A 15810-nucleotide genomic window follows, 5' to 3' on the forward strand; every position below is an offset into this window, starting at 1 on the left:
CCGATGAAAAAGGTCGAGGATTACATCCGCACCATCGCCGATTTTCCCCATGAGGGGATCATGTTCCGCGATGTCACCACGCTTTTTGCCGATCCGCGGGGCTTTCGCATGGCGATCGATCAGCTTCTGCACCCTTACGCGGGCGTGCGCTTCGACAAGGTCGTGGGGCTCGAGGCGCGGGGCTTCATCCTGGGCGGAGCGGTGGCGCACCAGCTTTCGGCGGGCTTCGTGCCCATTCGCAAGAAGGGCAAGCTGCCGGGCAAGGTGATCTCCGAAAGCTATACGCTGGAATACGGGGAAGCGGTGGTCGAGGTCCATGATGACGCGCTGCAGCCCGGTGAAAAGGTGCTCGTGGTCGACGATCTTCTGGCCACGGGCGGCACGGCCGAGGCGGGCATAAAGCTCTGTGAACGGCTGGGCGCCGAGGTCATCGGCTGTGCGTTCATTGTCGATCTGCCCGATCTCGGCGGGCGCGCGAAGCTCGAAGGCATGAACATGGAGGTGCATGCGCTTTGTGCATATGAGGGCCTGTGAGCGTTATCATCCCGACCTGACATTGCCCGGACCGGTCTGCCCCGCTATATGGGCCGTCGACGAGTGTATACAGAATTCAGGGAGGAATTTATGGCAGACCGGACCGAGCGGCACGGATTGCAGGTCGACACGCTGCTGTGCGACTTCATCGAGGGTGAGGCGCTGACAGGGACCGGCATCGACGCGGATACCTTCTGGGCCGGGCTTGCGAGCCTCATCGAGGAGATGACGCCGGAAAACCGCGCCCTTCTCGAGACCCGCGACAAGCTGCAGACCCAGATCGATGCCTGGCACCGGGAGCGCGCCAATGCGCCGCGCGACCACGAAGCCTACAAGGCTTTCCTGCAGGAGATCGGTTACCTGCTGCCCGAGGGCCCCGATTTCGAGATCGGGACCGAGAATACCGACCCTGAAATCGCCACCGTGCCCGGCCCGCAGCTCGTCGTGCCGATCACCAATGCGCGCTATGCGCTCAACGCCGCCAATGCGCGCTGGGGCTCGCTTTACGACGGGTTCTACGGCACCGACGCCATGGGCTCCGTCCCGCCTGCGGGCGGCTATGACCGGGGCCGGGGCGCGCGGGTCGTGGCGCGGGCGCGCGTCTTCCTCGATCAGGCCTTCCCGGTCGAGGGCACGAGCCACGCGGATGCGCGGCGCTACCACATCTCCAAGGGGCAGCTTCTGGTTGATGACAAGCCGCTGGAATCCCCTGAGAAATTCGTGGGATATCGCGGCCATCCGAAAGCGCCCGACGCGGTGCTCCTGCGCAATAACGGCCTGCATGTGGAGCTCGTCTTCGACCGCACGCACAATATCGGCGCGCGCGATCAGGCGGGTCTGGCGGATGTGCGGCTGGAATCGGCGGTCTCCGCCATCATGGACTGCGAAGATTCGGTCGCTTGCGTCGATGGCGAGGACAAGACTCTCGCCTATCGCAACTGGCTGGGCCTGATGAAGGGCGATCTGCAGGACAGTTTCGAGAAGGGTGGCAAGACCGTCACCCGCGCGCTCAACCCCGATCCGGTTTATACCGGACCCGATGGCAAGGAGTTCAGCATCAAGGGCCGCGCGCTGATGCTGGTGCGGAACGTGGGCCACCTGATGACCAACCCCGCTATCCTCGACGCCGAGGGCCGCGAGGTCTTCGAGGGGCTGATGGATGCCATGGTCACGGTGCTGATCGCCAAGCATGACCTCGCCAAGACCGATGGGCCGCGCAACTCTGTCAAAGGTTCGGTCTACGTGGTCAAGCCGAAGATGCACGGCCCCGATGAGGTGGCCTTCACCGACCGCATCTTCACCGCGGTCGAAAAGGCGCTGGGCCTGCCGCAGAACACCGTCAAGATCGGCATCATGGACGAGGAGCGGCGCACCTCCGTCAACCTCAAGGAATGTATCCGGGCGGCGCAGAACCGCGTGGCCTTCATCAATACGGGCTTCCTTGATCGCACGGGCGACGAGATCCATACCTCGATGGAAGCAGGGCCCTTCAGCCGCAAGGATTACATCAAGCGCAAGGGCTGGATCGACGGCTACGAGACCCGCAATGTCGATATCGGCCTGAAATGCGGGCTCTCGGGCAAGGCGCAGATCGGCAAGGGCATGTGGGCCATGCCGGACAAGATGGCGGCCATGCTGGAGGCCAAGATCGGCCATCCGAAGGCGGGCGCGAACTGCGCCTGGGTGCCGTCACCCACCGCCGCCACGCTGCATGCGCTGCATTACCACCAGGTCGACGTGATGGCGCTGCAGGAGAAGATGAAGGCGTCGGACAATTACGCGCAGGTCGATGCCATCCTGGATATCCCGCTCGCCGCCTTCCGAAAGTGGAACGAGGATCAGATCCGCCGCGAGGTGGAGAACAACGCGCAGGGCATCCTGGGCTACGTGGTGCGCTGGGTCGACCAAGGCGTGGGCTGCTCCAAGGTGCCCGACATCAACAATGTGGGCCTGATGGAAGACCGCGCGACCTGCCGGATCTCGGCGCAGCACATCGCCAACTGGCTGCACCACGACGTGGTGAGCCGCGAGGAGGTGATGGAGATCATGCGCCGCATGGCGAAGGTCGTCGATGAGCAGAACGCGAGCGATCCGGCCTACCGGCCCATGGCGCCCAACTTTGATGGGATCGCCTTCCAGGCGGCCTGCGACCTGGTCTTCAAGGGGCGCGAACAGCCCTCCGGCTATACCGAGCCGGTGCTGCACCAGCGGCGTCTCGAGTTGAAGGCGGCGGGATAGGATCGGATCCGGCCTTTTGGCCGGACCCGAGTGGGGGCTCTGCCCCCACACCCCCGGAGGTATTTTTGGTCCGAACGTGACAGGGGCAGGGTCCCGGCGGCTCGGCGAAAAGGGAGGACGACATGGCAGAGATTTCGCTGCGCCGCGCGCGCACCATCATCCGCAAGACGCTGGAGCACGGCAAGGAGGCGGGCATGAAGCCGCTTTCGGCCATTGTGCTCGATGCGGGCGGCAACATCCAGGCTTTCGAGCGCGGCGACGGGGCGAGCCCCGGCCGCTTCCAGATCGCCCATGGCAAGGCATACGGCGCGATCATGCTGGGCATGGCGGGCACCGCGCAGATGCAGCGCGCCGAGGCGCAGGCCTATTTCATCGCCTGTGCCAACGGTGCGTTCGGCGGCCAGCTCGTGCCGGTGCCGGGGGGCGTTCTGGTGCATGACGCCAAGGGCAAGCTTCTGGGCGCGGTCGGCGTGACCGGCGACAGCTCGGATAACGACGCGGCTGCCGCGAAAGCGGGCATCGAGGCGGTCGGGCTGACGGCGGAGATCTGAGCAGCCTTCACCTTTGGCGGGCAATGCCTTAGAAACAGGCAACTCTGTTCAGGCTCTGCGAGGCATCCATGGCGCGGCCCGTCATCGGCATCATCACCAATCACCACCTGATCAACGATCAGTACGCGGCCCATGCGGGTGGCTCGATGAATTCCGAAGCGGTCAGCAAGGTGTCGGGCTGCCTGCCGCTTCTCGTGCCGGCCGATCCGTCGGTGGTGGCGCTGGACGAGCTTCTGGAGGTCTGCGACGGCTTTCTTCTGACCGGCGGGCGTCCGAACGTGCATCCCGAGGAATACGGCGAGGCCGCGACCGAGGCGCATGGGGCCTTCGACCGGGACCGTGACGCGATCACGCTGCCGCTCGTGCGGGCCTGCGTTGAGCGTGGGCAGCCCGTCTTCGGGGTCTGCCGCGGCTTTCAGGAGATGAACGTCGCCATGGGCGGCACGCTCTATCCCGAGATCCGCGACCTGCCGGGACGCATGAACCACCGGATGCCGCCCGATGGCACGCTCGAGGAAAAGTTCGCGCTGCGTCACAAGGTGGCCTTCACCGAAGGCGGCGTCTTTCATCGCCTGCTGGGGGCGCGCGAGGTCATGACGAACACCCTGCACGGGCAGGGGATCAAGGCCGCGGGGCACCGCGTCGTGATCGACGGATACGCGCCCGACGGCACGCCCGAGGCGACCTATATCGACGGCGCGCCGGGCTTTTCGCTAGCGGTGCAATGGCATCCCGAATGGCAGGCCGGGAACGACCCGGTCTCGCGGCCCCTGTTCGAGGCCTTCGGCGCCGCGGCCCGGGACTGGGCTGCGGGCAAGCGGCCGGAGGCGCGGCTCTCGGCGTGATCGGGGTTTGGTGGGTTTTCACCCACCCTACAGTAAGTGTCGACAGTGGTGCGCGTCTTGGGGCTTCACACCTCCCCGCCCGCGATCTGGATCGCCTGACCGTTCACGCTGCCGGAATTCGGCCCGCAAAGGAACATCGCCGCCTCGGCCACTTCCTCGGGGCGGATCAGGCGGCCATGGGGGTTCACGCCGACCATGGCGCGGGTCGCGTCTGCCTCGGACATGCCCGTGCGCTCCATGATCTTGGTCACGTTCGAGGACACGATATTTGTGTCCACGTAAGCGGGGCAGAGCGCGTTGAATGTGTAGGGTTTGCCCGCGTAATCGGCGGCGAGCGCGCGGATGAGGCCGATCATGCCATGCTTCGAGGCGGTATAGGTCGGCGCGCCCTTCAGTCCGCGGATGCCCGCGATGGACGACACCGCGATCACTCGGCCCCAATCGGTCTCGCGCATCGAGGCGAGCGCCTCGCGGATGGTCAGAAAACAGCCGTCGAGATTGATCGCCATCATGTGGCGCCAGAAATCGAGGTCGGTCTTGTGCAGCGCGCGGCCTTCGGCGACGCCCGCATTCGCGACGCAGATCTGCACCGGGCCGTGGGCGGCGACCGCTGCGGCGATGCCGTCGCGTACAGACGCTTCCTCGGCGACATCCATGACCCGGCCCGTGATGCGCAGCCCTTCTGCCGCGCCCAGAACCTCCGCCCGGCGTCCGGTGATGGTGACATGGGCGCCCGCATCCGCCAGCGCCCGTGCGATGGCGAGCCCGATCCCGGTGCCGCCGCCCGTGACCAGCGCGTGTTTGCCTGCCAGATGCATGGTTTTTCCTCCCTTTGTTCGGCCCGAGCCTAGGGGCGCGGGGCAGGGCTCACAAGGCGCTTGCCGCCGTCTTGTCGCTGGGGCAGGGTCCGCCGGACGCAACAGGCCGGGGACCCGCGATGAAATGGATCGACATGCCGCCCGTCTGGCTTCTCGGTGCGCTGATCCTCGCCCGGATCGGCGCCGGGATCGGGCCGCTGCCCGCGCTGCAATTCTCGGGCACGATTTTCGTCGCGATGGGGCTGATCATGATCCTCTTGGCGGCCTGGGAGTTTCGCCGTGCCCGCACCACGATCATCCCCCGCCAAGCGCCCTCCGCGATAATCCGCACAGGCATCTTCGCAAAGACGCGCAATCCGATCTATCTGGGCGATGCGCTGATCCTGCTGGGCGCAGCGCTCTATTGGGGGTCGATCCTAGGGCTGGTCCTGGTTCCGGTCTTCATGATGTTGATAAACAAGCGTTTTATCGAGAAGGAGGAGGCGCTGCTGAGAAGCACGTTTCTTGCTGAATTCGATACTTATGCGCAACAAGTGCGAAGGTGGCTTTAACTTTGCCGCGACCTATGGTCTAGGGCCGACGAGGTTGAGACTTACCGGGCGGCAGGATATGCCTGCGGCCCGAGTTCTGTATGCAAAAACGTTCTGTATGCGAAAATAACGAATGATGTATCGAAAGGGGATCTGACCTGTGAAGATTGGTACACCAAAAGAGCTGATGGAGGGCGAGGCGCGGGTCGCGATGACGCCTGACAGCGCCAAGATGCTGCAAAAGCTCGGCTATGACTGCGCCATCGAGACCGGCGCGGGCGAAAAGGCCGGGTTCCCGGATGCCGTCTACGAAGAAGCGGGTGTCGAGATCGTCAAGAGCGCGGATGCGCTCTGGTCCGGTGTCGACATCATCGCCAAGGTGCAGCCACCGACTGATGCCGAAGTCGGGCAGCTCTCCGAGAACAAGACGCTGATCTCCTTCTTCTGGCCCGGCCAGAACGAGGATCTGATGAAGGCAGCCGCCGACAAGGGCGCATCGGTCATCGCGATGGACATGGTGCCGCGCATCTCCCGCGCGCAGAAGATGGACGCGCTGTCCTCGATGGCCAATATCGCGGGCTATCGCGCCGTGATCGAGGCGGGCAACAATTTCGGCCGTTTCTTCACCGGCCAGGTGACCGCCGCAGGCAAGGTGCCGCCCGCCAAAGTGCTCGTCGTGGGCGCCGGTGTGGCCGGTCTTGCGGCCATCGGCACGTCCACGTCTCTGGGTGCGATCACGCTGGCCTTCGACGTGCGCCCCGAAGTGGCCGAGCAGGTCGAGTCGATGGGCGCCGAGTTCGTCTATCTCGACTTCGAGGAAGAGCAGACGGATGGCGCGGAATCGGGTGGCTACGCCAAGCCGTCCAGCCCTGAATTCCGCGAGGCGCAGCTTGCGAAGTTCCGCGAACTGGCGCCCGATGTGGACATCGTCATCACCACGGCGCTGATCCCCAACCGCGAAGCGCCCGAGCTCTGGACGCAGGACATGGTCGAGGCGATGAAGCCCGGCTCGGTCATCGTGGACCTTGCCGCCGAGAAGGGTGGCAACTGCAAGCTCACGCTGAAGGACAAGAAGATCGTCACCGACAATGGCGTGACGATCATCGGCTATACCGACTTCCCGAGCCGGATGGCCAAGCAGTCCTCCATGCTCTACTCGACGAATATTCGTCACCTCATGACCGATCTGACGCCCGAGAAGGACGGCCAGGTCAATCACAACATGGAAGACGACGTGATCCGCGGCGCGACCATCGCGCACGCGAAGGAGGTCACCTTCCCGCCACCGCCGCCCAAGACCAAGGCGATTGCGGCACAGAAGCCCAAGCCCAAGGAAAAGGAGCTGACGGCGGAAGAGAAGCAGGCGCAGGAAGCGGCGGCCTTCAAGAAGCAGACCACCCAGCAGGTGGCGCTTCTGGGCATCGGCGCGGCGCTGATCCTCGGCGTGGGTCTGATCGCACCGGCGAGCTTCATGCAGCACTTCATCGTATTCGTGCTGTCCGTGTTCGTGGGCTTCCAGGTGATCTGGGGCGTCAGCCACTCGCTGCACACGCCGCTCATGGCCGTGACCAACGCGATTTCGTCGATCATCATTCTGGGCGCGCTGATGCAGATCGGATCAAGCTCGTTCCTGGTGATCTTGCTCGCCGCGCTTTCGGTCTTCATGGCCGGGATCAACATTTTCGGCGGCTTCCTCGTCACCCGGCGCATGCTCGCCATGTTCCAGAAATCGTAAGCGGGAGACAGGACAATGGATTTCGGATTTACGACAGCGGCCTATGTGGTCGCGGCAGTTCTCTTCATCCTGTCGCTCGGCGGTCTGAGCGGTCAGGAAAGCGCAAAACGCGCGATCTGGTACGGTATCGTCGGCATGGCTTTGGCCGTGGTGGCGACGCTGGTGGGCCCCGGTTCGGGCCTGTGGGTGGTGTCGGTCATACTGATCGCCATGGGCGGCGTGATCGGTTGGCAGCTGGCCACGCGGGTACAGATGACCCAGATGCCCGAGCTTGTGGCGGCGATGCACAGCCTCGTCGGTCTCGCGGCGGTCTTCGTGGGCTTCAATGCGGATTTCACCATCAACATGGTCGAGGCCGCAAAGGCCGGTGGCGAGATGGTCGAGGGCAACTTCGCGGAGCTCGTCGCCAAGAAGACGGGCGTGGAGATCGGCATCCTGATGGTCGAGCTTTCGCTTGGCATCTGGATCGGTGCAGTGACCTTCACCGGCTCCATCATCGCCTATGGCAAGCTTGCCGGTAAGGTCGACACCTCGGCCAAGCAGCTGCCTGGCGGGCACATGCTGAACCTTGCCGCAGTCATCGGCTCGGTGCTGATGCTGGTGCTCTACATGTCCGGCTCGGGCTCGTGGACGCTGTTCATCATGGCGGCACTCGCGCTCTTCATCGGCTACCACCTGATCATGGGCATCGGCGGCGCCGACATGCCCGTGGTGGTGTCGATGCTGAACTCGTACTCGGGTTGGGCCGCGGCGGCGATCGGCTTCTCGCTCGGCAATGATCTGCTGATCGTCGTGGGTGCGCTGGTGGGCTCCTCGGGTGCGATCCTGTCCTACATCATGTGCAAGGGCATGAACCGGTCCTTCGTCTCGGTGATCCTGGGCGGCTGGGGCGGCTCTGCCGCCGGTGAGCAGGCCGCGGTCGAGGGCGAACAGGTCGCCATCGACGCCGATGGCGTGGCCTCCGCACTGGACGAGGCCGACAGCGTGGTGATCGTGCCGGGCTACGGCATGGCCGTGGCGCAGGCGCAGAACGCCGTGTCGGACCTGACGAAGAAGCTGCGCGGGCAGGGCAAGGAGGTGCGTTTCGCCATCCACCCCGTCGCGGGCCGTCTGCCGGGCCACATGAACGTGCTGCTGGCCGAGGCCAAGGTGCCCTACGACATCGTGCTCGAGATGGAAGAGATCAACGACGACTTCCCGGATACGGACGTGGTCATCGTGATCGGTTCGAACGACATCGTGAACCCGGCCGCACAGGACGACCCGAACTCGCCCATCGCGGGCATGCCGGTTCTGGAAGTGTGGAAGGCCAAGAACGTCTTCGTCTGCAAGCGCGGCCAGGGCACGGGCTATTCGGGCATCGAGAACCCGCTGTTCTTCAAGGACAACACGCGGATGTTCTACGGCGATGCGAAGGCCACGATCAGCGACCTGCTGACGAAGATCGGCTGATCGTCGGTTTTGAGAGATGCGAAGCGCCCCGGCTGGAAGGCCGGGGCGTTTTGCGTTTGGGTGGAGCGACCATAGACCAGAGGCCCGCGGCTGGAACGCCTGCCCGCGGGATGGCGCAGCTACGTATGAACGTCAGCGCTTTATGGCAGCCAAATACCTCCGCAGAAGGAACGTCAGCGCCTGCGTTGACAAAGCGCCAGCCCGTTGGGGCGGGCAGGCGCTAAGCGCGGCGGCAGCAAGCTGCCTTGATTCCGCGCCTTGGGGTTCACCACTCCGGAAAAGGAGGGCTTGATGTCCAAGCGCTCGTGAATGCGAGGGTTTACACGCCCATCTTTCCATTCGTCCACGCAAGGTCTCGTAGCGCCTAGAAAATACGCGCTCAACGGGCGTAGGGCCCGCCCTTCGACGACCCTGATGCGCCCCAAGCACTTGGTTTTCTTGATAAAGCCAGTGTTGATAGGCGCGATCAGTATACTGTTGCATCCTTCCAACCCATTGAAATCGATAAAAAATCCCTTTGCCGCTGCCAGAGGGCAGTTTACATGCGTAGGAAAGCTCTCCCAAGTAAGGCCCCCTCATGCCGCCGATCCAAGACCATCCGCTGCGCTACAAGCTGGCAAACGAGCTGCATGCCCGGCCCTTTCCGGCGCTGAAGCCGCCCTGCCGGGCGGTCTATCTCGCGATCAAGAAAGCCAAGGGGGCGGCCGGGCGGGACCGCTCGCTCGATCTCAAGCACCTGACGGATCTGCTGGACCGCTACGGCACGGCGCATCCGCAGCCGGGCGCCACGCATTACCAGACGAAGATCGGCCAGCACATGCTCAAATGGGAGCAGCATACCGAGTTCGTCACCTATACCGTCTTCATGAACGGGCTGACCGACCGGCCCTTCGACCCCGCGGATTTCGAGGTGTTCCCGAGCGAATGGCTCGATGACGCGCCCGGCGTGCGCATCACATCCTGCCTGATCCGCTGCTGCCAGCGGCCCGACGACGACACACAGATCGAGCCGATGCTGAACGATTGGTTCGTGCCCGAAAGCCTCGCCGTGTCCTCGGTAATCGACGACGAGGCGGTGATCGCGGGCGATTTCCGCATCGATCCTGCGGGGCACATGCGCTTCGGCGTCTTCACCAAGCCGCATGTGGGCGAACGCCGCGTGGGCCGCATCGTGCAGCGGCTCTGCGAGATCGAGACCTACAAATCCATGTCCATGCTGGGCTTCACGCGCATCAAGTCGCTGAGCCCGAAGATGGGCGATCTCGATACCGAACTCAGCCACCTGATGGAGGCCATGACCCATGGGCAGGGGGCCGCCGAGGACACTCTGAAGGCGCTGCTGTCAGTCTCGGCGCGACTGGAAAGCCTCTCGGCGCAGACGTCGTTCCGGCTGGGGGCCACGGGCGCCTACGAGGCCATCGTGGCGCAACGCATCGAGGTCCTGCGCGAGGAGCGCTGGCGCGGCCGCCAGACCTTCGAGGAATTCATGACCCGCCGCTACGATCCGGCCATGCGCACGGTGAAGGCCACGGAAAGGCGGCTGGGTACCATGGCTGAACGGGCGATGCGGGCGGGGGATCTCTTGCGCACGCGGGTCGAGGTGGAACGCTCCGCCCAGAACCAGCAGCTTCTGGAAAGCATGAACCAGCGCGCGGACATGCAACTGCGCCTGCAGCGCACGGTCGAGGGGCTCTCGGTCGTGGCGATCAGCTATTACGCGGTTTCGCTCGTCTCCTACCTCGTCTATCCGCTGGCAGAACTCCTGGGCATCTCCCGCGGTGTGCTGATCGCGGGGATCACCGTGCCGGTGGTGCTGGGCGTGTGGTACATGATCCGGCGCATCCGGGTGCAGATGGAAAAGCAGGGGCCCGATCTCTAGGCGGGGCATGAAAAAAGGCGGACCCGAGGGCCCGCCTTTCGAAATCGCGTCAGAACCGCCTTACTCAGCGGGATGCATGATGCCTGCACGCGGCGCACGGACGAGGATCGCCTGCATGGCAAACGCGCCTGCCGCTATGGCACCCAGCGCCAGAAGCGCCGCGACGGACAGGGTCGGCACACCGGCCAGACCCGCGCCCACGGTGCAGCCGCCCGCCAGCACACCGCCCACGCCCATCAGGGCTGCACCTGCACCGTAGCGGCCAGTTTGAGCGGGGCTTTCGAAGCTCTGCCACGCGAAACGGCCAGCGATCAGCGCGGAGACCAGCGCACCGGCCAGCACGCCACCGATCAGGCCCACGCCGAAACCCGCCGGGATCGAGGTCGAGGCCACGGTGAAAAACAGCGTGTCGGCCCAGGGTGCTGTGAAGGACAGGCTTTCCATCGCGACGGGATCGAAGTCGTCATAAAGGACGAAGCCCGTGCCGACCCAACCCGCGGGCACCAGAAGGCCCAGAAGGGCCGCGAGGCCGAGCATCACGGGACGCGTGCCGGAACGCACGGCGAAGGCCAGCGCGGCAATGGCCAGAAGCGCCGTCCAGAGGGCGGCACCGCCGGGCAGGGCGGCCAGCGATACGGCCTCACCCAGCGGGACGGTCACGGCGCCCAGCGAGGTGCGCAGCGGCGCAAGAACGCCCTTCAGCGTGGCATGGGCCACGATGGCGAAGAGGACGAGCACGAAAAGCCCGCGCAGGTTGCCGCTGGCGGTCAGGACCGTGAGGCGCGAGACGCAGCCGCGCGTCAGCACCATGCCGGCACCGAACAGGAGCCCGCCCACGGCGATGGCCAAAACCGGCAGATCCGCGGCCATGAAGCGATGCGCGTCGAAGCTGACAAGGCCCGTCAGAACGGCGGCCTGCGTGCCAAGAAGGGCGGCGGCGAAGGCGGTCAGCCAGACACCTGCGGCGGAGCGGCGATCCTCGCCCACCAGCGCGCGGCGGAAGCAGAAGCGGGTGATCTCGGCCAGGATGCCGAAGAGAACGCCAAGGCCAAGACCGAAGAAGATGGCGGCCTGCGGCGCGGTCAGGGTCTCGAATCCGAAATCAGCGAACATGGGATCACCTCGATGAGAACAATCGGTCTCATCTGCCGAGGTTTTCCCCTCCGTTCAAGGGGGAGGGGGGTCAGAACAGAAGCGCTTTCGAGAACAAAATTCCGGTTCGCGCGCAAAAGCCGTAATCGCGGTTCTGCTCAGCGGTCCAGCGCGCAACACGGCTCCTGCGCCGACCGCGCAGTCGTTGTCTCTGTCCTTATTTCAGCGGTCTCACCGACCGCGCAACCGCGGATCGAGCGCATCGCGCAGCCCGTCGCCCAGGTAGTTCACCGACAGTACCGTGAGCGAAATGGCGATGCCGGGCAGCATCACCCGTTCGGGAAATTCGGACATGCGCGGGACCGCATCGGCCAGCATCTTGCCCCATGTCGGGAAGTCCGAGGGGAAGCCCACGCCCAGGAAGGACAGCGCACTTTCGGTGATGATCGCGGTGGCGAGGCCGAGCGTCGCGGAGACCATGATGGGCGAAAGGACATTGGGCAGCAGGTGGCGCCGGATGATCTTGCCCGATGTCGTGCCGATGGATTGCGCGGCCAGGATGAATTCGCGCTGCTTCAGCGCCAGCACATCGCCCCGCACGATCCGCGCCGTGGGCATCCACGAGGTGATGCCGATGATCGTCACGATGAGGATGAACATGCCGCCCTCGGCGCCGAAATTCGCGCGCAGCGGTTGACGGAAGAGCGTCACCGCGACCAGCAGAAGCGGCAGGATGGGCAGGGACAGAAACAGGTCCGTCAGGCGCATGAGCGGCCCGTCGAGCCTGCGGAAATACCCCGCAACCACACCGATCGTGGCGCCGATCACGAGGCTCAGCACCATCGCGGCCCAGCCCACGGCGAGCGAGGCGCGCCCGCCCGCGATCATCTGGGCGAGCTGGTCCCGGCCCAGATTGTCGGTGCCGAAGGGATGCCCCCAGGCGGTCTTGGCGGTGCCGTCCCACAGAAGCGTGTAGATCGGCCGCAGATCCTTGTTGCGGATATCGAGCCGCTGGGGATCGAGCGTCCAGATATAGGGGCCGAAGATCACCGCAAGGGTGATGAAGACCAGAAAGCCGCCGCCCACCATGGCGCCCTTGTGCTTCTTGAACTGCGCCCAGATATCGGCGGCCTGGCTTGTGGGCGGGGCGAGGGGGCCTTCGTCGCGCAGCGCCTCGATGGCCTTGGGGCTTGCGGGAACGGGCTCAGTCATAGCGGATCCTCGGGTCGAGCACGCCGTAAAGGACATCGGCGATCAGGTTGAACAGCACGATGAGCACGGCGAAAATGAAGGTCAGCGTCATGACCATGGGCAGGTCATTGGCAAAGAGCGCGGTGATCAGAAGCTGGCCGATCCCGTTCACCTTGAAGACGTTCTCGGTGATGATTGCGCCGCCGAAAATGGCCGGAACGCCAAGCGCGATGACCGTCACAACGGGGATCATCGAATTGCGCAGGACGTGGATATTGACCACGACCGCCTCGGACAGGCCCTTGGCGCGGGCGGTCCGGACGTAATCCGCGCCGAGGTTGTCGAGCATGGAGGCGCGCATGTAACGCGAAATCTGTGCCGTGGTCTGCAGCGCCAGCACCATGACCGGCATGATCATCTGCTGAAGCTGCACCACAAAGCTGTCCCAGTCGGTGACTTCGTGGGTGGTGTCGTAGATCGACGGGAACCAACCGAGACCGACGGAGAAGATCACGATCAGAAGCGGGCCGGTGAAGAAGGGCGGGATCGAAAAGCCGATCATCGTCACGAAGGTGCCCGCCTGGTCGAAAACGGAATATTGCCGGTAGGCGGAATAGACGCCGATGGGCAGGGAAATCAGCACGCCCACCACATAGGCCAGCCCTACGACCCAGAGTGTCTGCGGCATGCGCTGCACGACGATATCCATGACCGGCGAGCGGGTCTGCCAGGAAATGACGCGCAACTCGCCCTGATAAAGCGCTGTGTCGGGCAGCCAGGAAAACAGCGTCGAGGATGTGGTCAGGTAGTCGATCAGCACCTTGGGCTCGATCCAGAAGACCTGCACCAGCCATTTCCAGTATTGCACCAAGGGCGGCTCGCCGAGGCCCAGGGCCTCGCGCATCTTTTCCTTCACCGCGTCGGGCACGGTCAGGGGCACCTGCGCCATCGGATCGCCGGGTGCGAGCTGCAACAGCATGAAGACCGCGAAAGAGATGAACAAAAGCGTCGGGATCGAGAGAAGCAATCGTCTCGCGATGAATGTCAGCATACGGCGCCTCGGGTCAGATCTTTCGGAAGTGCGGCTTGGCGCGCAGGCCGGTGCGGTACCGGCCTGCGCGTGTGGATCGGATCAGTCCTTACGGTACCAGTCCGCGACGTTCCACAGCTCGCTGTCCCAAACATTGAGGACAACGCCGCCGAGCGAGTTGGACGCCGCCGAGATGCGCCCGCGATGCACGAGCGGGATCATCATGCCGTTCTCGAAAGCCATCGTGTTCAGCTCCTGGGAGATGCGCACGCGCTCATCGGGATCGTCGGTCTCGGTCAGCTTGGCGTGGAGGGCATCATATTCCTCCATGCAGAAGCGCGACACGTTCTCGCCCTGCCATTGGGTCGCGGGCGAGGGGATCTTGTCGCAGAGGCCGTTGCCGAAATAGCTTTGCGGATCGGTGCCGTCGAAGGTGTTCTGGTACATCTCCACATCGGCATAGAACTTCTGGAACGTGTCCGGGCTGCCCGGATCGCCGCCGAAGAAGACCGACGCGTCGATGTTGCGCAGCTCGGTTTCGATGCCGATCTCGGACCACCACTGCTTGATCAGGGCCTGGAAGTCCTGGCGCACGGCGTTGGTCGAGGTCTGGAAGACGAGCGACATGGGCACGCCATTGGCCTCGCGGATGCCGTCGCCATCGCTGTCGACAAAGCCCGCCTCGTCGAGCATCGCATTGGCGCCCGCGATGTCCTGCGTCAGGCAGCCTTCGGGCGAGATGCCGTAGATCTCAGGGCCTGCGACCCAGGAACAGGTGGGCTTGCCCGCCTCGCCATAGCCCACTTCCGACAGAAGCGTGCGGTCGATGGCCATGGACATCGCCTTGAAGACCGCGGGTTCCTGCAAATAGGGGTGCGGGCCGATCACGGCGCGCTCATCGGGGCCGAGCGACGGGTCGGGGTTGGTCCAATTGAGCATGATCCGCTCGACGCCGGTGCCGAAGCCTGCCACGGGCACGCCCTGGCCGCCTTCCTGCATGGACGCGATCACGTCGGGCGCAAGCTGCAGGTTCCAGGCATAGTCGAACTCGCCCGTCTCCATCACCGCGCGGCCTGCGGCCGTCGCATCGCCACCGCCCTTGAAATTGACGGTCGCGAAGGCAGGCTTCGCAGGATCGCGATAGTTGTCATTCGCCTCGAAGGTGATGACGTCATTGGGCTTGAACTCGGCCACGGTGAAGGGGCCTGTGCCAATGGGATTGAAGTTCTGCTCGGTGCAGGAGGGGGCGTTCGCGCCCATGCAATCGGCGAATTGCGCCTGCTGCAGGATCGGGCTCTGACCGCCGACGAAGGGCTGGTAGGGGTTCGAGGTGGGGCTGTTGAAGGTCACAACCACGGTCAGGTCGTCGGGCGTCTCGACGCTCGCGATATTCTCGAACTTGGAAAGCTGCGCGCAGCCGCCCTCGGGGTCGGTGCAGTAATCATAGGTGAATTTCACATCCGCCGAGGTGAAGGGCGTGCCGTCGGACCAGACGATCCCGTCCTGCAGCGTCCAGGTGATCTGCGTCTTGTCCTCGGAGAAGCCGCCATTGGCCAGCGTGGGCACTTCGGCTGCGAGCCAGGGGACCAGCGCGCCGGTCTCGTCATAGCGCGCGAGCGGCTCCAGCACGAGCGAGGCCGCCTCGATATCCTTGGTGCCGCCCGACAGGAACGGGTTCAGGATTGAGGGCGCCTGCCAATAGATGATATTCACCTGGCCGTCTGACGCGCGCTCCGCGAAAGCGGCGGGCGCAAGCCCGGTCACAGCCACTGCTCCCATGAGCAGAGTTTTGAGTTTCATAGAGATGGTCTCCCACGTTGGTTGTCGTGTCGGCCGTTATGTTTGATCGTTGCAAGCGGTCGGTTCGGCCACGCCGTCCATTGGATGATGAGGGGCCGGGCGCCACGCGGCGGCC

Annotated in this window: 13 protein-coding genes; 8 read left to right on the top strand and 5 right to left on the bottom strand. The window is 64.5% G+C overall.

All coding sequences use genetic code 11. From position 1 onward, the window contains the following. Positions 1 to 3 precede the first annotated feature (3 nt). The 4 genes from FIV09_RS05895 (at position 4) to FIV09_RS05910 (ending at position 4168) form a co-directional block, all read left to right on the top strand. Positions 4 to 534: an adenine phosphoribosyltransferase gene (locus FIV09_RS05895; protein ID WP_152449123.1), complete on the top strand. Its 531-nt coding sequence runs from the start codon at positions 4 to 6 to the stop codon at positions 532 to 534. Between the two features lie 90 nt (positions 535 to 624). Further along, positions 625 to 2772, top strand: a complete 2148-nt coding sequence (locus FIV09_RS05900) for a malate synthase G (protein WP_152449124.1) — start codon at positions 625 to 627, stop codon at positions 2770 to 2772. A 122-nt stretch (positions 2773 to 2894) separates the two neighbouring features. Beyond that, positions 2895 to 3323 carry a heme-binding protein gene (locus FIV09_RS05905; RefSeq protein ID WP_152449125.1) on the top strand — a complete coding sequence of 143 codons (429 nt, stop codon included), beginning with the start codon at positions 2895 to 2897 and terminating at the stop codon, positions 3321 to 3323. A 68-nt stretch (positions 3324 to 3391) separates the two neighbouring features. Beyond that, complete coding sequence (locus FIV09_RS05910; RefSeq protein WP_152449126.1) at positions 3392 to 4168, top strand: gamma-glutamyl-gamma-aminobutyrate hydrolase family protein; 777 nt, start codon at positions 3392 to 3394, stop codon at positions 4166 to 4168. A gap of 65 nt (positions 4169 to 4233) precedes the next feature. Here FIV09_RS05910 and FIV09_RS05915 read toward each other — a convergent pair whose 3' ends face one another. Next, on the bottom strand, positions 4234 to 4986 hold the full coding sequence (locus FIV09_RS05915) for an SDR family NAD(P)-dependent oxidoreductase (protein ID WP_152449127.1): 753 nt from the start codon (positions 4984 to 4986) through the stop codon (positions 4234 to 4236). A gap of 119 nt (positions 4987 to 5105) precedes the next feature. Between FIV09_RS05915 and FIV09_RS05920 the strand changes: the two genes are divergently transcribed. The 4 genes from FIV09_RS05920 (at position 5106) to FIV09_RS05935 (ending at position 10582) form a co-directional block, all read left to right on the top strand. Beyond that, positions 5106 to 5537 carry an isoprenylcysteine carboxylmethyltransferase family protein gene (locus FIV09_RS05920; protein ID WP_152449128.1) on the top strand — a complete coding sequence of 144 codons (432 nt, stop codon included), beginning with the start codon at positions 5106 to 5108 and terminating at the stop codon, positions 5535 to 5537. 139 nt (positions 5538 to 5676) lie between these two features. After that, on the top strand, positions 5677 to 7251 hold the full coding sequence (locus FIV09_RS05925; protein ID WP_152449129.1) for a Re/Si-specific NAD(P)(+) transhydrogenase subunit alpha: 1575 nt from the start codon (positions 5677 to 5679) through the stop codon (positions 7249 to 7251). Positions 7252 to 7266: 15 nt separating this feature from the next. After that, complete coding sequence (locus FIV09_RS05930) at positions 7267 to 8703, top strand: NAD(P)(+) transhydrogenase (Re/Si-specific) subunit beta (protein ID WP_152449130.1); 1437 nt, start codon at positions 7267 to 7269, stop codon at positions 8701 to 8703. A 577-nt stretch (positions 8704 to 9280) separates the two neighbouring features. Beyond that, positions 9281 to 10582, top strand: coding sequence for a DUF3422 family protein (locus FIV09_RS05935; protein ID WP_152449131.1), 1302 nt, complete (start codon positions 9281 to 9283; stop codon positions 10580 to 10582). Positions 10583 to 10642: 60 nt separating this feature from the next. Here FIV09_RS05935 and FIV09_RS05940 read toward each other — a convergent pair whose 3' ends face one another. The 4 genes from FIV09_RS05940 to FIV09_RS05955 all read right to left on the bottom strand — a co-directional run bounded on the left by FIV09_RS05940 (position 10643) and on the right by FIV09_RS05955 (position 15695). After that, a complete protein-coding gene (locus FIV09_RS05940; protein ID WP_152449132.1) occupies positions 10643 to 11695 on the bottom strand; it encodes a YeeE/YedE family protein in 1053 nt (350 codons plus the stop codon). Positions 11696 to 11905: 210 nt separating this feature from the next. After that, positions 11906 to 12886: an ABC transporter permease gene (locus FIV09_RS05945; RefSeq protein ID WP_152449133.1), complete on the bottom strand. Its 981-nt coding sequence runs from the start codon at positions 12884 to 12886 to the stop codon at positions 11906 to 11908. Beyond that, positions 12879 to 13916 (bottom strand): ABC transporter permease, encoded by a 1038-nt coding sequence (locus tag FIV09_RS05950; protein ID WP_152449134.1) that lies wholly within the window; start codon positions 13914 to 13916, stop codon positions 12879 to 12881. Before FIV09_RS05950 ends, FIV09_RS05945 begins: the two co-directional genes overlap by 8 nt. Before the next feature lie 81 nt (positions 13917 to 13997). Further along, positions 13998 to 15695, bottom strand: a complete 1698-nt coding sequence (locus FIV09_RS05955) for a peptide ABC transporter substrate-binding protein (protein WP_152449135.1) — start codon at positions 15693 to 15695, stop codon at positions 13998 to 14000. Positions 15696 to 15810: the final 115 nt, after the last annotated feature.

Source organism: Roseivivax sp. THAF197b (genome assembly GCF_009363255.1).
GTDB lineage: Bacteria > Pseudomonadota > Alphaproteobacteria > Rhodobacterales > Rhodobacteraceae > Roseivivax.

What these genes read in the sequence shown, in the direction of transcription:
- FIV09_RS05915 (WP_152449127.1), bottom strand. Translation starts at nt 4,986, where the DNA reads ATGCATCTGGCAGGCAAACACGCGCTGGTCACGGGCGGCGGCACCGGG.
- FIV09_RS05900 (WP_152449124.1), top strand. Translation starts at nt 625, where the DNA reads ATGGCAGACCGGACCGAGCGGCACGGATTGCAGGTCGACACGCTGCTG.
- FIV09_RS05935 (WP_152449131.1), top strand. Translation starts at nt 9,281, where the DNA reads ATGCCGCCGATCCAAGACCATCCGCTGCGCTACAAGCTGGCAAACGAG.
- FIV09_RS05905 (WP_152449125.1), top strand. Translation starts at nt 2,895, where the DNA reads ATGGCAGAGATTTCGCTGCGCCGCGCGCGCACCATCATCCGCAAGACG.
- FIV09_RS05955 (WP_152449135.1), bottom strand. Translation starts at nt 15,695, where the DNA reads ATGAAACTCAAAACTCTGCTCATGGGAGCAGTGGCTGTGACCGGGCTT.
- FIV09_RS05895 (WP_152449123.1), top strand. Translation starts at nt 4, where the DNA reads ATGAAAAAGGTCGAGGATTACATCCGCACCATCGCCGATTTTCCCCAT.
- FIV09_RS05940 (WP_152449132.1), bottom strand. Translation starts at nt 11,695, where the DNA reads ATGTTCGCTGATTTCGGATTCGAGACCCTGACCGCGCCGCAGGCCGCC.
- FIV09_RS05930 (WP_152449130.1), top strand. Translation starts at nt 7,267, where the DNA reads ATGGATTTCGGATTTACGACAGCGGCCTATGTGGTCGCGGCAGTTCTC.
- FIV09_RS05910 (WP_152449126.1), top strand. Translation starts at nt 3,392, where the DNA reads ATGGCGCGGCCCGTCATCGGCATCATCACCAATCACCACCTGATCAAC.
- FIV09_RS05950 (WP_152449134.1), bottom strand. Translation starts at nt 13,916, where the DNA reads ATGCTGACATTCATCGCGAGACGATTGCTTCTCTCGATCCCGACGCTT.
- FIV09_RS05920 (WP_152449128.1), top strand. Translation starts at nt 5,106, where the DNA reads ATGAAATGGATCGACATGCCGCCCGTCTGGCTTCTCGGTGCGCTGATC.
- FIV09_RS05945 (WP_152449133.1), bottom strand. Translation starts at nt 12,886, where the DNA reads ATGACTGAGCCCGTTCCCGCAAGCCCCAAGGCCATCGAGGCGCTGCGC.